Genomic DNA, 15863 nt, shown 5'->3' with positions numbered 1-15863 from the left:
AGGTCAGGATCCGGACTTGAGGGTCTCGATCGTGTCCTGCGCGTTCTTGATGGTGCGCTCGGGCTTGCCCTGCATCTTCTTCATGCTCGCCCGCCCGAGCAGCGCGAGGACGGCGGCCACGAGGAACAGCAGGCCCGTGGTGATGAGGTAGCCGGCCCACTCGGGCAGCCAGATGTCGATCACCGCGACGATGGTGTGGAACAGGAAGATCAGCCCGAGCAGGGCGACGAAGCCCGCAGCGGCGAACATGCCTGCCCCGGTGCCGGCCTTCTTCACGTCGCTGGTGATCTCGGCCTTCGCCAGCGCGATCTCGTTGCGGACGATGGTCGACACGTCGTGGGTGGCGTCGGCGACGAGCTGGCCGATGGTGCGTTCGGTGCCCTGCGTGCTCGTGCGGTTGGAGGCCATGGGCCGCTCACCTTCGCTTTCGTGTCTCAAGACCGGCTCCCCACCCTAACCGCGTGGTGCGGGGTCGGGCACGCCGTCGCCCTCGTCGCGGCTCTCGAGAGCCTCGAGGCGCCGGTAGACGCGGTTGCGTGTGCGGAGGACCACGGCCGCCAGCACCGCGGCCAGCAGCGAGCCCATCAGCACCGCCAGCTTGACGTGCTCGTCGCGCGCGCTGCCGGCGCCGAACGCCAGCTCGCCCACGAGCAGCGACACGGTGAAGCCGACGCCGGCCAGCAGCGACAGGCCGACGATGTCCCACCAGGCCAGGTCCTCGTCCAGCTCGGCCCGGGTGAAGCGCGCGAACAGCCAGGTGCCTCCGAGCACCCCGACCAGCTTGCCGAGGACCAGACCGAGGACGACGGCGACCGCCGCCTCGTCCCGCACGGTCTCGCCGAAGCCGCCACCCACCACGCGGACCCCCGCGGCGAAGAAGGCGAACACCGGGACCGCGACCCCGGCCGACAGCGGGCGCAGCCGGTGCTCGAACCGTTGCGCCACATCGGTGTCGGCGTGCAGCGTGCTCACCCGGGACACGCGTCCCCGGGCCCTGACGGGGACCACGAGACCGAGGAGCACCCCCGCCACCGTCGCGTGGACTCCCGAGGCGTGCACGAGCCCCCACGTGAGGGCAGCCAGCGGCAGCAGGAGCCAGGTGTGGGCGATGCGGCGCTGCACCAGCCAGGCGAACGCACCCAGGGGCAGCAGGGCCAGGCCCAACAGCGCGACGTCGAGGCTCCGGGTGTAGAAGGTCGCGATGATCGTGATGGCCACCAAGTCGTCCACGACGGCCAGGGTCAGCAGGAAGCTCCGCAGGGCCGACGGCAGGTGGGTACCGATGACGGCCAGCACCGCGAGGGCGAACGCGATGTCGGTGGCTGTCGGGATCGCCCAGCCTCGCAACGCCTCCCCGTCGGCGCCCAGGGTGGTGACGGTCGCGGCATACAGCAGGGCGGGCAGGGCCACGCCGCAGAGGGCGGCGGCCACGGGCAGTGCGGCCCGTGCGGGAGTCCGGAGCTCGCCGACGAGGAACTCGCGCTTGAGCTCGAGCCCGGCCACGAAGAAGAACAGCGCGAGCAGGCCGTCGGCCGCCCACTGCCCGAGACTGAGGTCGAGGTGCAGCGCGGCCGGCCCGACCCGCAGGTCGCGCAGTGACGCGTACGCCTCGTGCCCGGGTGAGTTCGCCCAGACGAGGGCTGCCACAGCCGCGGTGAGCAGCAAGGCACCGCCGACGGTCTCGGTGCGCAGGGCTGCCGCGACGTGTTGCGCCTCGGGCCAGCTGGTCCGCGCGAAGAGGCGGGTGCGCAGGGGGCTCTGGCTCACGCGGGGGCCTTTCGGGGTCGACGTCGGGTCAGACGTCCGCAGACGCCGCCGACCAGACTTCCCGGCACACCAGGCCCCCAGTCTAGGGGCGGGCGGTGGCGCGCAGCTCGGCGAACATCGCCGCGAGCCCTTGGTTCTCGGCGTCGCCCGCGAGCACCTGGCCCTCCTGCGTGAGGGTCTTGCCGAACGAGAGCCCCGGACCGTCGACGACCGTCATCTTGACCCGCTCGAGCGTCTGCCGCAGGGCCGACTTGGCGTACTCGGCCCCGTGCCAGCCGTAGCCGACGCACCCGACGGGCAGGCCCTCCCACTCGGCGTAGAGGAAGTCGATCGCGTTCTTGAGCGCCGCGTTGTAGCCCCGGTTGTACTCGGGCATGACCAGGACGAGCGCGTCGGTCGCCTGCATCGCCGCCGACCAGCGGCGGGTGTGCTCGTGCGCATAGTTGCCGTCGGCGGGCTGCCCCGGCTCGTCGAGGAACGGCAGTGCCAGCTGGCGCAGGTCGTGCACGGTGACGTCGAACTCCGGGGGCACGGCGGCGAGGACCCACTCGGCGATGCTGGGACCGATGCGGTTCGGTCGGGTGCTGGCGATCACGACGGACAGACGCACGGGAGCCATGGCGGCAGCCTAGGTCCGGGCGTCCCGCCGGCTTCACTGCGCCTGCGACGAGATGCGTGAAGCATCGGATGGGACGAGGGTTGTCGCCGGGACCGGATCGGGCCTACAGTTCCGTTGAACAGAAGTTGGTATCCGCATTGTGGAAAAGCGAGGTAGCGCCATGACCGCTCCCAGTCCCGGCTACTCCATCACGGTGCGGGCTGCCGCGCCGGCAGCGATCGACACCACCGGTGTCATCGCGGCCGCCGTCGCGTCAGCGGGTGGCGCGCTCACGGCGCTCGACGTCGTCGAGTCGCGGGGCGAGACGCTCGTCGTGGACGTGACCTGCAACGCCTCGGACGCCGACCATGCGGAGCAGATCACCGCCCAGATCGCCGCTGTCCCCGGCGTGACGGTGCGCAAGGTCAGCGACCGCACGTTCCTGCTGCACCTCGGCGGCAAGATCGAGGTCGTGCCCAAGGTGCCGCTGAAACACCGCGACGACCTGTCTCGGGCGTACACCCCCGGCGTGGCGCGCGTCTGCCTCGCGATCGCCGCGAACCCCGAGGACGCCCGCCGCCTCACCATCAAGCGCAACACCGTCGCCGTCGTGACCGACGGTTCGGCGGTCCTCGGCCTCGGCAACATCGGGCCGGCTGCCGCGTTGCCGGTGATGGAGGGCAAGGCCGCGCTGTTCAAGCAGTTCGCGGGCGTCGACGCCTGGCCGGTGTGCCTCGACACCCAGGACACCGAGCAGATCATCAGCATCGTCAAGGCCATCGCCCCGGTCTACGGGGGCGTGAACCTCGAGGACATCTCCGCCCCCCGCTGCTTCGAGATCGAGGCGCGGCTGCGCGACGAGCTGGACATCCCGGTCTTCCACGACGACCAGCACGGCACCGCCATCGTGACCCTCGCGGCCCTGCGCAACGCCCTCCGCGTCGTGGGCAAGAAGCTGGAGGACGTGCGGATCGTGGTCTCCGGGGTGGGTGCGGCGGGCCACGCCATCGTCCGGCTGCTCGACGCCCAGGGCGCCACCGACATCATCGGCTGCGACCGCCGCGGCGCCCTGGACCCCGAGGCGGACCACGTCGACGAGTTCCGGGGGTGGATCGCCCGCCACACCAACCCTTCCCGCACCACCGGCACCCTCAAGGAGGTGCTGCGTGGGGCGGACGTGTTCATCGGTGTCTCCGCCCCGAATCTCCTCGACGGGGACGACATCGCGTCGATGGCGGCAGGGGCCATCGTCTTCGCGATGGCCAACCCCGACCCCGAGGTCGACCCCGTCGCGGCCAGCCACCACGCGGCCGTCGTGGCGACCGGCCGGTCCGACTACGCCAACCAGATCAACAACGTGCTGGCCTTCCCCGGATTCTTCCGTGGGCTGCTCGACGCCGGCGCCCGTGACATCACCAACGAGATGATGATCGCGGCAGCGTCCGCCATCGCCGACTGCGTCCACCCCGACGAGCTCAATGCCAGCTACATCGTGCCGAGCGTCTTCGATGCCGACGTCGCCCCGGCGGTGGCTGCGGCGGTGCGCGAGGCGGCCGGCGGCCGCCATGCCGAGCAGGCCAGGCGGCATACCGGCTCCACCGCGCGCGAGGCGATCCTGGTGCCCACCGCCGCGTCCCCCACCGACGCGCTCCCCACCGACGCGCTCCCCACCGACGCGCTCCCCACCGACGCGCTCCCCACCGACCCACCTCCCACCGAGACGAGCCCGGAGGCTCCCACCCGATGACTGTCGACCTCAACGCCCTCGGCGCCACCCTCGACGAGCAGCTCCGTGACGCGGACGCACAGCTCGCCGCACGCTTTCCGGGCGAGCGGCCGGTGCGCCAACCCGTCCACACCGTCTACGTGCCCGCCGACCGCTACGACTCCGACCTCGTGCCGCGCTGGCGGTCGGAGGCCCTCGGCGTCCTCGCCCAGCACGGCCCCGGGGCGACCGACCTCGGCGAGGCGTTCGGGCTGCGACCCGACCTCGCCGAGGACCTCCACGGCCGCCTGCGCGACAAGCTCGAGCGCGAGGCCATCGAGGACCTCCGGATCGACTTCGAGGACGGCTACGGCACCCGCGCTGACGAGGAGGAGGACGCCGCCGTCGACGCGGCAGCGCAGTCGCTCCTGCAGGCCATCGACACCGGCCGGGCCACCGCCTTCAGCGGCATCCGGTTCAAGAGCTTCGAGGCGCCGACGCGAGCCCGCGGCGTGCGGACGTTCGCGCGCTTCGTCGAGGCCGTCACCCGCGACGGCCGGCTGCCCGACGGCTTCGTCGTGACCTTCCCGAAGGTGACGTCGGTGGAGCAGGTGGAGGCGATGGTGGTGGCCTGTGAGCAGATCGAGCAGGGCGTCGGTCTCACACCGGGCGCGATCAGGTTCGAGATCCAGATCGAGACACCGCAGGCCATCTGCGGCCCCGACGGCAGTGCCCTCGTGGCGCGGATGGTCCATGCCTCCGGAAACCGTTGCACCGCACTGCACTACGGCACCTACGACTACTCCGCCTCGTGCGGCATCGCCGCTGCGTACCAGTCGATGGAGCACCCGGCGGCCGACCACGCCAAGGCCGTCATGCAGGTCGCGGCGGCCGGCACCGGCGTGCACCTGTCCGACGGGTCCACCAACATCCTCCCGGTCGGTTCGAGCGAACAGGTCCGCGCCGCCTGGCGACTCCACAGCCGCCTGGTGCGACGCTCGCTCGAGCGCGGCTACTACCAGGGCTGGGACCTGCACCCCGCCCAGCTGCCGAGCAGGTTCCTCGCCACCTACGCGTTCTACCGCGAGGGCCTCGAGGCCGCCTGCGTGCGGCTCGAGAACTACGTCGGTCAGGTCGCCTCGGGAGTGATGGACGAACCCGCCACTGCCAGGGCCCTGTCCGACTTCGTGGTCCGCGCGCTGGACTGCGGTGCCACGGACGAGCAGGAGGTCCACCGCCTGACCGGCTTGGACCGCCGTGCGATCGACCGCCTCGCGAGGCGCACGTCGGGCTGACCCACCGGGGAGCCAGGGGCGCAGGCGCCTGCCCCGAGTAGGTTGTCCGCATGCGCGTGCGGGTGGAGTTCACGACCGAGCCGTTCCACGGTGAGGACGACCAGCTGCCCGCCCACGTGACCGCGTCTGCCGACGCGCTCCGGTATGCCGGGTTGTCACCCGACCTAGGCCCGCTCGGCACGTCCGTGGAGGGTGAGGTCGACGTCGTGGTCGACGCGGTCGCGGGCGCCCTCAAGGAGGCTCTGTCCCACGGCGCGACCCGCGTGACCCTCACGCTGGGTGACGTCGACGCGGTGACCGCCGCCGCGCCGGTGGCCGGTGCGGCGGACGGCACGGCCGGCGCGACCGACCTCACCGACGGGCTCTCTCGGCTCATCGCCGACGTCGAGCGCGAGCTCGGTGGTCAGCTGTCGGCGTTGCCGCGGGCCGAGAAGCAGCACGCGGTCCGGCTGTTGGAGGAGCGTGGGGCCTTCGAGATGCGCCGCAGCGCGGAGACGGTCGCCGAGGCGATGGGCCTGACCCGGTTCACGGTCTACAACTACCTCAACCGGATCCGCGAGTCCGCCGCCGAAACCACCGGCTGACCCGGCATACCCGGACGCACGCGTCTCTGCGCCCGGCTCACCTCGCGGCCACGAATTTTTCAACAAACTGTTGACTGGGTCACGCCAGCGCGCTTATCGTTCCATCATTCGTAAACAGGTTTCCACCATTCGGAAGACCTCCGAATCGCTCGGGAAGCCATCCGCGCCCCCACGCCTGACCCGCCCAGGGTCGACGGGCACCGCAAGGAGCACCATGAGCTTCGTCCTCGGACCCAACCAGTACGGCAAGGCGGAGAACCGAGTCGTCCGCGTCTACCGCGACACCGCCCGCCACGAGATCCGCGACCTCAACGTGTCGACCGCCCTGCGCGGCGACTTCACCGAGGCGCACACCACCGGTGACCAGGCCAACGTCCTGCCCACCGACACCCAGAAGAACACCGCGTTCGCGTTCGCCAAGGAGCACGGCGTCACCTCCCCGGAGGACTACGCCCTCACCCTCGGCCAGCGCTTCCTCGACGTCACGCCCGCCGCGACCGCCAGCCGGATCGAGGTGGAGGAGTACGCCTGGGACCGCATCGAGGTGGGCGGCACCGGTCACGACCACGCGTTCGTGAAGCGGGGCGGCGAGGTACGCACCGCTGTCGTCACCCGCGACCGCAGCGGTGCCGAGCCGCGCGCCTGGGTGGTCTCCGGCGTCAAGGACCTCGTCGTCCTCAAGTCCACCGGCTCGGAGTTCAAGGGCTACCTCAAGGACGAGTACACGACCCTGAAGGAGACCGACGACCGGATCCTCGCGACCTCGCTCGTGGCGCGCTGGCGCTACGAGACCACCGAGGGAGTGGACTGGAACAAGTCGTTCGACGACATCCGCTCGGTGCTCCTCGAGACGTTCGCGACCACCTACAGCCGCGCCCTGCAGGAGAGCCTCTACGCGATGGGCTCGGCCGTGCTGGCCGCCCACCCGGACGTCGCCGAGATCAAGTTCTCCGCCCCCAACAAGCACCACTTCCTGGTCGACCTCGCCCCGTTCGGGCTGGACAACCCGGGCGAGGTGTTCATCGCCGCCGACCGTCCCTACGGACTGATCGAGGCCACCGTCCAGCGCGAGAACGGCTCTGATGCCGGCGACGCCTGGCTCACCGTGCCCGGCTTCTGCTGACGCACCACCGCACCACCGCCTGACAGCCCGCGCCGCTTCGCACCACCTCGCAGGGACCCCGATCGGCCGGTCACGACGTCGAGCCTGCCCTCCTCGGGCACACCCTCGAGCACGCCTCCCTCCTGCACCCCCTCCTCCCCGGAGCCTCCCGAAAGGTGCCTGTCATGAGCGCAGCCACCGCAACACCCCAGTCCCAGCGCGCCTCCCGCCACCCGGTCGACGAGGTCCTGCCCATCCCGAAGCTGGCGATCTACGGCTTCCAGCACGTGCTCGCGTTCTACGCCGGCGCGGTCATCGTGCCGATCCTCCTGGCCAGCGCCATCGGGCTGTCGACCCAGGAGCTCATCCACCTCATCAACGCCGACCTGTTCACGTGCGGCATCGCGTCGATCATCCAGTCCATCGGGTTCTGGAAGGTCGGTGTGAAGCTGCCTCTCCTGCAAGGGGTCACGTTCACGGCCGTCTCGCCGATGATCGCCATCGGCATGGCCGCGGGCGGTGGCACCGACGGCCTCCTCGTGATCTACGGCGCGGTCATCGTTGCCGGCCTCGTCACCTTCCTCGTCGCTCCGTACTTCAGCCAGCTGATCCGCTACTTCCCGCCGGTCGTGACCGGGTCGGTGATCACGATCATCGGCCTCGCCCTGCTGCCGGTCGCCGCAGCGGATGCTGCCGGCGGCGCCGGCCCGACCCTCGACCCCTCGAGCGGACGCAACCTGGCCTACGCGCTCGGGACCCTCGCCCTCATCGTCGCGATCCAGCGGATCTTCAAGGGCTTCATGGCCACCGTGGCCGTCCTCGTCGGACTCGTGGTCGGCACCGTCATCGCGTGGATCCTCGGAGACGCGCACTTCGACTCGGTGTCGGGCTCGGGCTGGATCGGGGTGACCACGCCGTTCCACTTCGGCTGGCCCAGGTTCTCGGTCGCCGCGATCATCTCGATGATCGTCGTCATGCTCATCACCGCGGTCGAGACCACCGGTGACGTGTTCGCCACCGGTGAGATCGTCGAGAAGCGGATCGGCAAGGAGGACATCGCTCGCGCCCTGCGCGCCGACGGCCTAGCCACCACGATCGGCGGCGTCTTCAACTCCTTCCCCTACACGTGCTTCGCCGAGAACGTCGGCCTCGTCCGACTGACCCGCGTCAAGAGCCGCTACGTGGTCGCGACCGCGGGGTTGATCATGGTCGTCATCGGCCTGATCCCGAAGGCCGGCGCTGTCGTCGCGGGCATCCCGCACCCGGTGCTCGGTGGTGCTGCGCTGGCGATGTTCGCCACCGTCGCGGTCGTCGGCTTCCAGACCCTGTCGCGGGTCGACTTCCACGACCACCGCAACGTCGTCATCGTCGCCACCGCGGTCGGCCTCGCGATGTACGTCACCGCACAGCCCGACGTCGCCAAGGCCGTCCCCGACTGGGCCCAGATCATCCTGGGCTCGGGCATCACGCTCGGCTCGATCACCGCCATCGTGCTGAACTTCCTCTTCCACCACATCGGGTCCGGCCGTGGTCCGGCGGTGGCGGGCGCTCCGGGGTCGCTCGTGCGGCTCAGCGAGGTCAACCAGATGTCCCGCGACGACTTCGCCGACACCTTCGGCAGCCTCTTCCAGGGGCCGCGCTGGGTGGTCGAGAGGGCCTTCGACTCGCGGCCGTTCAGCGACACGAGCGACCTGCGTCGTGCCTTCCAGGAGGCGCTGTTCTCGGCCGCCGGGGACGAGCAGCGCCAGCTGATCGACTCCTACCCCGACCTCGGCGCCGACAGCGTGGCCGAGGGTGACGAGGACTCCGAGTCCTACCGCGACCAGTCCGTCCTCGGCCTCACCCGGCTCGACGAGAAGGGCCACGGTGAGCTGGCCGAGCTGACCTCGCAGTACCGCGACAGGTTCGGCTTCCCGCTCGTGACGTGTGTGCGCGACCGCGACTCCTTCGACCAGGTCGTGCGTACCGGCTGGGAGCGCCTGAACAACTCCCCGGCGCAGGAACACGCCTCGGCGCTCGTGGAGATCGCCAAGATCGCCGGCTACCGGTTTGATGACCTTGTGGCCGACGCCAACCCGATCCACTCCGCCCGCACCCGGTTCGTGGAGGGCCGATGACCCTCGAGCGCCTCAACGCGCTGCCTGCGCCCGAGCTGGACGAGCAGCTGACTGCGTGCCTCCCGGTGCCCAGGTGGGTGGCCGCCGTCCGCGACGGCCGACCGTATGCCGGGTGGCCGGAGCTCGAAGAAACCGCCGGCGCCGCCGCCCAGCACCTCGACGACGAGGAGCTGGAGGCGGCGCTGGCCGGCCACCCACGCATCGGCGAACGGGCGGGGAGCCCGCACCACAACGCAGCCGCGAGCGCGCGGGAGCAGGCCGGGGTGGACCCGGCCGACGCGGAGGTGGCACGCGCGCTCGCTGCCGGCAACGCGGCATACGAGGCGCGGTTCGACCGGGTGTTCCTCATCCGGGCCGCAGGTCGCTCGGCGCCCGAGATCCTCGCCGAGCTCGACCGGAGGCTCGACAACGACGACGACGCCGAGCGCGAGGAGACCGTGACCCAGCTGCGCGAGATCGCGCTGCTCCGACTACGAGAGGTGGCCTCCTGATGGGCACGCTCAGCACGCACGTCCTTGACACCAGCCTCGGCAAGCCGGCAGCCGGCGTGACGGTCGTGCTGGAATCCGTTGCGGGAGAGGCGCTCGGCGACGGCATCACCGACGGCGACGGACGGGTCGGCAGCATCGGGCCGGAGCGCCTGGAGACCGGCGACTACCGGCTCCGCTTCGCCTCGGGTGGCTACTTCGCGGCGCAGGGGGTCGAGGCGTTCTACCCCGAGGTGGTCGTGGTGTTCACCATCGCCGATGCCGCGCAGCACTACCACGTACCCGTGCTGCTCAACCCGTTCGGCTACGCCACCTACCGGGGGTCGTGACCGGATCGGCTTCTGGAGGTGGGCAAGCCGGCCGACGTCGCCCCGTCGTCGACGGCGACCGCCTCGTCACGGCCGACGAGCAATCCCTTGCCGCACAAGCGGTCTGGGCAGGGGAGCGGCTGCTCGCGCGGCACCGGGCCTCGGCCGGATATATCTCCGCCGCCCGCTGAGACGACCGCCCCGGCGCTCTTGACGCTGCAACGAAATGCCGCCTACTCTCTCACTAGTTGGAAAAAAACTTCCACAATACGGAAACAAGGAGATCGTCGTGACGGACCACGGACTGCGCTACGAGGTGAACTGCTCGATCCTGTTCACCGAGCTGCCGCTCCTCGAGCGGCCCGCCGCCGCGAAGGCCGCGGGCTTCGACGCCGTCGAGTTCTGGTGGCCGTGGCCCGACCAGCCGGTGCCCGGCGACGGAGAGGTCGACGCCTTCGTCGGCGCCGTCCAGGACGCGGGGGTGCAGCTGGTCGGCCTCAACTTGTTCGCCGGCGACCTGGCCGGCCCCGACTGCGGTGTGCTCTCGATCCCCGACCGTGTGCAGCAGTTCCGCGACAACGTGGACGTCACGGTCGACATCGGCGAGCGCCTGGGCGTCTCGGCCTTCAACGCCCTCTTCGGCAACCGGGTCGAGGGGGTGTCGGCGCAGGAGCAGGACGCGCTCGGTCGTGAGTCGATCGCCTTTGCGGCCAAGGCCGCCGACCGGATCGGGGCGACCGTCCTCGTCGAGTCGGTCAGCGGTCCCAAGCCCTACCCGCTGCGCACCGCGGCCGACGCCGTGGCGGTCGTCGACGACGTGCGTGCGACCGGCGCGAGGAACGTCGGGTTCCTGCTCGACCTCTACCACCTCGCCGCCAACGGCGACGACCTCGACGCCGCGATCGCGGCCTACGCCGACCGCACCGCCCACGTGCAGGTCGCCGACGCGCCCGGACGCGGTGAGCCGGGCTCGGGTGACCTCGACCTCCAGCGCCACCTCGGCGCCCTCGCCGCGAGCGGGTATGCCGGGTGGGTCGGGCTCGAGTACAAGCCCACCACCGCGACCACCCCCGAGAGCTTCGGCTGGCTGCCGCGCGAACGTCGCGGCGCCTGAACCCTGATCTGACCGACTGCCGCACGACTGCTGCCGCACGACCGCTGCCGCACCACCACCAAGGAGCACGACATGACCACCATCGCCTTCATCGGACTCGGCATCATGGGCAGCCCCATGGCCGTCCACCTCCAGGAGGCCGGGCACGACGTCGTCGGCTACAACCTGCACCCCGACAAGACCCAGCCCCTCGTGGACGCCGGCGGCACCGCGGCGACGTCGGTCGCGGATGCGGTGCGTGACGCCCAGGTGGTCGCGGTCATGGTGCCCGACAGCCCCGACGTGCAGGACGTCCTCCTCGGCGAGGACGGCGTCTTCGCGGGCGCCAAGGAGGGCACGCTGGTCATCGACTTCTCCAGCATCCGCCCCGACGTCACGGTGGAGCTGGCCAAGGCCGCGCAGGACAAGGGGTTCCGGCTCCTCGACGCCCCGGTTTCCGGTGGCGAGGCAGGTGCCAAGAACGCCGCCCTGTCGATCATGGTCGGCGGTTCGGCCGAGGACTTCGCCGAGGCGAAGCCGCTGTTCGACGTCGTCGGCAAGACCGTCGTCCACGTCGGCGGCAACGGCGCAGGGCAGACGGTCAAGGCCGCCAACCAGCTCATCGTGGCCGCCAACATCCAGGCGCTGGCCGAGGCGGTCGTGTTCCTCGAGGCCTACGGTGTCGACCTCGGCCCGGCGCTCGACGTCCTCGGTGGCGGACTCGCCGGCTCCAAGGTGCTCGACCAGAAGCGCGACAACATGGCGAAGAAGTCCTTCGAGCCCGGGTTCCGGATCGACCTGCACCACAAGGACCTCGGCATCGTGACGAGTGCCGCGCGCGAGGCCGGGGTGGTCGTACCCCTCGGCGGGCTCGTCGCCCAGCTGATGGCCTCCGCCCGCGCGAACGGCGACGGCGGCCTCGACCACTCGGCCCTGCTGCGCGGCGTCCAGCGCCTCTCCGGTCAGACCCCCTGACCCCTCCCTCGAACATCCCTGAACCTCCCGAACCAGGAGCACCACCATGGCACGCATGACTGCGGCCCAAGCGGCCGTCGAGATTCTCAAGAAGGAAGGGGTGACCCACGTCTTCGGCCTGCCCGGCGCGGCGATCAACCCCTTCTACAAGGCGATGAAGACCAATGGCGGCCTGCACCACACGCTGGCCCGCCACGTCGAGGGCGCCTCCCACATGGCCGAGGGTTACACCCGGGCCAGGGCCGGCAACATCGGCGTCTGCGTCGGCACCAGCGGTCCTGCGGGCACGGACATGATCACCGGCCTCTACTCGGCCAGCGCCGACTCGATCCCGATCCTGTGCATCACCGGCCAGGCGCCGGTCGCCAAGCTGCACAAGGAGGACTTCCAGGCCGTCGACATCGCGTCGATTGCCAAGCCGCTGACCAAGATGGCCGTCACGGTCCTCGAGCCGGCCCAGGTCCCCGGCACGTTCCAGCAGGCGTTCCACCTGATGCGCTCGGGACGCCCGGGCCCCGTGCTCATCGACCTGCCGATCGACGTCCAGCTGGCCGAGATCGAGTTCGATGTCGAGACCTACGAGCCGCTGCCGACCTACAAGCCGGCCGCCACCCGCCCCCAGGTCGAGAAGGCGCTCGACCTGTTGGCCGCCAGCGAGCGACCGCTGATCGTCGCGGGCGGCGGGATCATCAACGCCGACGCCGCAGACCTGCTGGTCGAGCTCGCCGAGCTGACCGGCGTGCCCGTCATCCCGACGCTCATGGGCTGGGGCACCATCCCTGACGACCACGAGCTCAACGCCGGCATGGTCGGTCTGCAGACCAGCCACCGCTACGGCAACGCCACGATGCTCGAGTCGGACTTCGTCCTCGGCATCGGCAACCGCTGGGCCAACCGCCACACCGGTGACGTCGAGACCTACACGCAGGGTCGGAAGTTCGTGCACGTCGACATCGAGCCGACCCAGATCGGCCGGGTCTTCGCGCCTGACTACGGCATCGTCTCCGACGCGAAGGCCGCGTTGTCGCTCTTCGCCGAGGTGGCCCGTGAGCGGCGCGATGCCGGGCGCCTGGCCGACCGCAGCGAGTGGGCCCAGTCCTGCCGTGACCGCAAGGCGACCATGTGGCGCAAGACCAACTTCGATGTCACGCCGGTCAAGCCGCAGCGCGTCTACCAGGAGATGAACCGCGCCTTCGGCAAGGACGTCCGGTACGTCTCCACGATCGGCCTCTCCCAGATCCAGGCGGCCCAGCTGCTGCACGTCTACAAGGACCGGCACTGGATCAACGCCGGCCAGGCCGGCCCGCTCGGCTGGACCGTCCCTGCCGCACTCGGGGTCGCCACGGCGGCCCCCGACGAGACCGTGGTCGCCCTGTCCGGTGACTACGACTTCCAGTTCATGATCGAGGAGCTGGCCGTCGGGGCGCAGTTCAACATCCCCTACATCCACGTCCTGGTGAACAACGCCTACCTCGGCCTGATCCGGCAGTCGCAGCGCGGGTTCGACATGGACTACTGCGTCCAGCTGTCGTTCGACAACATCAACAGCCCTGAGGTCGGCGGCTACGGCGTCGACCACGTCAAGGTCGTCGAGGGCTTGGGCTGCAAGGCGATCCGCGTCTTCGACCCCGAGGAGATCCACCCCGCCCTCGAGAAGGCGAAGGCCATGGCGCAGGAGTACCGCGTGCCGGTCGTCGTCGAGGTCATCCTCGAGCGCGTCACCAACGTCTCGATGGGCCTGAGCATCGATGGCGTCACCGAGTTCGAGGAGCTGGCTGCCGGCGGCGCCGACGCCCCGACCGCGCTGTTCGCCAACCTGGACTAGGGCCGTCGATGCCCCGCGTCCTGCTCGCCCCCGACAAGTTCAAGGGCACCCTGACGGCCGCCGAGGTCGCGGGGCACCTGTCGGACGGCCTTCGCTCGGTGCTGCCCGACGTCGAGGTGACCGTCGTCCCCGTCGCCGACGGGGGTGACGGCACCCTCGCCGCGGCGGTGGCCGCGGGGTTCACCCGGGTGCCCGTGCGGGCCACCGGCCCGACGGGTGTGCCGTGCGAGTCTGCCTACGGGGTCCGCGGCGCGGAGGCCGTGGTCGAGCTGGCGGAGGTCTCGGGGCTGGCCCAGCTGCCCGGTGGTCGGACCGCTCCGCTGACCGCCTCGAGTCGCGGAACCGGTGAGCTGATCGCCGCTGCCCTGGACGCGGGCGCGCGGCGCGTGGTCGTGGCCATCGGCGGAAGTGCCTGCACCGACGGCGGGGCCGGGCTGCTCGAGGCGCTCGGCGCCACCATCGGCACCTCGAGTGGCAGCCACGTGCAGCCCGGGGGAGCTGGGCTGCACGATGCGACCCGACTCGATCTCCGTGGGCTGCACCCCGGCCTGGCCGGGGCCGAGCTGGTCGTGGCCTGCGACGTCGACAACCCGCTCACGGGGAGCCGTGGCGCAGCAGCGGTCTACGGCCCGCAGAAGGGCGCGGGTCCTGAGGACGTCGAGCTGCTCGACTCCGCCCTCACCCGCTGGGCCGACCTCGTGGCGCGGGCCACCGGTCGTGACCAGCGCAACGCACCTGGAGCAGGGGCAGCGGGAGGGGTCGGCTTCGGGCTGGTGGCCGTCCTCGGTGCGACGACCCGACCGGGGGCCGAGCTCGTCTTCGAGCTGACCGGCCTGCCCGATGCCGTCGCCGGGGCCGACCTCGTCGTGACCGGCGAGGGATCGCTGGATGCCCAGACCCTGCACGGCAAGGCCCCAGCCGCCGTGGCAGCACTGGCCCGCGACAAGGGGGTGCCCGCCGTGGCGGTGGCCGGCCAGGTCACGCTCACGCCTGCCGAGCTGGGAGCGGCAGGCCTGCACGCGGCATACGCGCTCGTGGACGAGGGGGCCACGCGTCAGGAGGCGCTGGACGCGCCTGGACCACTGCTGGAGCGGATCGGTGCGCGCATCGCGCGCGAGCACCTCGGCGGTGTGCGGTGAGGTTCGCCAGGGTCGGGCTGCCGGGGGCCGAGCGCCCCGTGGTGGTCGCCGACGACGGCTCGCTCCTCGACCTCTCGACCGTGACTAGCGACCTCGATGCCACCTTCCTGGGCAGGCTCGACACGGTCGACACCGCTGCGCTGCAACGCCTTCCGAGAGAGGACGGCGTCCGCTTCGGTGCGCCCTTCGTGAGGCCCGGCAAGGTCATCGGCATCGGACTCAACTACCGCGACCACGCCGCCGAGGCGAGGGTGCCGCTGCCCTCCGAGCCTGTCGTGTTCCTCAAGGCGCCGACCTCGGTGTGCGGGCCCGCCGACGACATCCGGCTGCTGCCGCAGTCGGTCACGACCGACTACGAGGTGGAGCTCGGCGTCGCCCTGGGTGCCCCGCTGACGCATGAGCGCGACCACGACCGCGCACTCGAAGCCGTCGCCGGCTACGTGCTGGCCCACGACGTCTCCGACCGCGCGCTCCAGCTCGAGCGAGGCGGCACCTGGACCAAGGGCAAGTCTGCCGACACCTTCTGCCCGGTCGGGCCATGGCTGGTCACGCCGGACGAGCTGGGTGACCCCGCCGACGTCAGGCTGCGGCTCTCGGTCAACGGCGACCTCAGGCAGGACGGCTCGCCCCGCGACATGCTCTTCTCGGTGGCCGAGCTGCTCTGCTACGTCAGTGGCCTGATGACGCTCGAGCCCGGTGACCTCGTCATCACGGGTACGCCGGCAGGAGTGGCCATGGGCCAGCCCGAGCCTCGGCCCTACCTGCGGCACGGCGACATCGTGTGCGCCGACGGCGGGGTGCTCGGCAGCCACCGGAGCCGGGTCGTGGACCACGCGCGTTCCGCCGCACCGGCAGCGGCGAGCTGAG

Annotated in this window: 15 protein-coding genes; 12 read left to right on the top strand and 3 right to left on the bottom strand. The window is 71.1% G+C overall.

Annotation, left to right across the window (positions count from 1 at the left end; genetic code table 11):
- Positions 1–3: 3 nt before the first annotated feature.
- The 3 genes from AC1DV7_RS11485 to AC1DV7_RS11475 all read right to left on the bottom strand — a co-directional run bounded on the left by AC1DV7_RS11485 (position 4) and on the right by AC1DV7_RS11475 (position 2386).
- Positions 4–408 (bottom strand): phage holin family protein, encoded by a 405-nt coding sequence (locus AC1DV7_RS11485; RefSeq protein ID WP_477597252.1) that lies wholly within the window; start codon positions 406–408, stop codon positions 4–6.
- Positions 409–453: 45 nt separating this feature from the next.
- Entirely contained in the window at positions 454–1767 is a 1314-nt protein-coding gene (nhaA, locus tag AC1DV7_RS11480) for a Na+/H+ antiporter NhaA (protein WP_477597251.1), read from the bottom strand.
- 82 nt (positions 1768–1849) lie between these two features.
- Positions 1850–2386: an NADPH-dependent FMN reductase gene (locus tag AC1DV7_RS11475; RefSeq protein WP_477597250.1), complete on the bottom strand. Its 537-nt coding sequence runs from the start codon at positions 2384–2386 to the stop codon at positions 1850–1852.
- A 160-nt stretch (positions 2387–2546) separates the two neighbouring features.
- On the opposite strand from AC1DV7_RS11475, the gene AC1DV7_RS11470 reads away from it, so the two are divergent.
- The 12 genes from AC1DV7_RS11470 to AC1DV7_RS11415 all read left to right on the top strand — a co-directional run bounded on the left by AC1DV7_RS11470 (position 2547) and on the right by AC1DV7_RS11415 (position 15862).
- A complete protein-coding gene (locus AC1DV7_RS11470; protein WP_477597249.1) occupies positions 2547–4112 on the top strand; it encodes an NAD-dependent malic enzyme in 1566 nt (521 codons plus the stop codon).
- Positions 4109–5365 (top strand): DUF6986 family protein, encoded by a 1257-nt coding sequence (locus AC1DV7_RS11465; RefSeq protein WP_477597248.1) that lies wholly within the window; start codon positions 4109–4111, stop codon positions 5363–5365. The genes AC1DV7_RS11470 and AC1DV7_RS11465 overlap by 4 nt, the downstream gene beginning before the upstream one ends.
- A gap of 50 nt (positions 5366–5415) precedes the next feature.
- Positions 5416–5949 (top strand): helix-turn-helix domain-containing protein, encoded by a 534-nt coding sequence (locus AC1DV7_RS11460; protein ID WP_477597247.1) that lies wholly within the window; start codon positions 5416–5418, stop codon positions 5947–5949.
- A 214-nt stretch (positions 5950–6163) separates the two neighbouring features.
- Positions 6164–7072, top strand: a complete 909-nt coding sequence (gene pucL / locus AC1DV7_RS11455; protein ID WP_477597246.1) for a factor-independent urate hydroxylase — start codon at positions 6164–6166, stop codon at positions 7070–7072.
- A 164-nt stretch (positions 7073–7236) separates the two neighbouring features.
- A complete protein-coding gene (gene uraD / locus AC1DV7_RS11450) occupies positions 7237–9168 on the top strand; it encodes a 2-oxo-4-hydroxy-4-carboxy-5-ureidoimidazoline decarboxylase (RefSeq protein ID WP_477597245.1) in 1932 nt (643 codons plus the stop codon).
- Positions 9165–9659 carry a 2-oxo-4-hydroxy-4-carboxy-5-ureidoimidazoline decarboxylase gene (uraD, locus tag AC1DV7_RS11445; protein WP_477597244.1) on the top strand — a complete coding sequence of 165 codons (495 nt, stop codon included), beginning with the start codon at positions 9165–9167 and terminating at the stop codon, positions 9657–9659. The genes uraD (AC1DV7_RS11450) and uraD (AC1DV7_RS11445) overlap by 4 nt, the downstream gene beginning before the upstream one ends.
- On the top strand, positions 9659–9985 hold the full coding sequence (uraH, locus tag AC1DV7_RS11440) for a hydroxyisourate hydrolase (RefSeq protein ID WP_477597243.1): 327 nt from the start codon (positions 9659–9661) through the stop codon (positions 9983–9985). The genes uraD (AC1DV7_RS11445) and uraH overlap by 1 nt, the downstream gene beginning before the upstream one ends.
- Positions 9986–10268: 283 nt before the next feature.
- Positions 10269–11078, top strand: coding sequence for a hydroxypyruvate isomerase family protein (locus tag AC1DV7_RS11435; protein ID WP_477597277.1), 810 nt, complete (start codon positions 10269–10271; stop codon positions 11076–11078).
- Between the two features lie 30 nt (positions 11079–11108).
- A complete protein-coding gene (locus tag AC1DV7_RS11430; RefSeq protein ID WP_477597276.1) occupies positions 11109–12032 on the top strand; it encodes a 2-hydroxy-3-oxopropionate reductase in 924 nt (307 codons plus the stop codon).
- Positions 12033–12078: 46 nt separating this feature from the next.
- Positions 12079–13857: a glyoxylate carboligase gene (gcl, locus tag AC1DV7_RS11425; RefSeq protein WP_477597242.1), complete on the top strand. Its 1779-nt coding sequence runs from the start codon at positions 12079–12081 to the stop codon at positions 13855–13857.
- Between the two features lie 8 nt (positions 13858–13865).
- Positions 13866–14996 (top strand): glycerate kinase, encoded by a 1131-nt coding sequence (locus AC1DV7_RS11420; RefSeq protein WP_477597241.1) that lies wholly within the window; start codon positions 13866–13868, stop codon positions 14994–14996.
- Complete coding sequence (locus tag AC1DV7_RS11415; RefSeq protein ID WP_477597240.1) at positions 14993–15862, top strand: fumarylacetoacetate hydrolase family protein; 870 nt, start codon at positions 14993–14995, stop codon at positions 15860–15862. Before AC1DV7_RS11420 ends, AC1DV7_RS11415 begins: the two co-directional genes overlap by 4 nt.
- Position 15863: the final 1 nt, after the last annotated feature.

Source organism: Pedococcus sp. P2_E4 (genome assembly GCF_056403935.1).
Note: the sequence above shows the minus strand (reverse complement) of the source record. Positions and strands in the feature narration are given on the sequence as shown.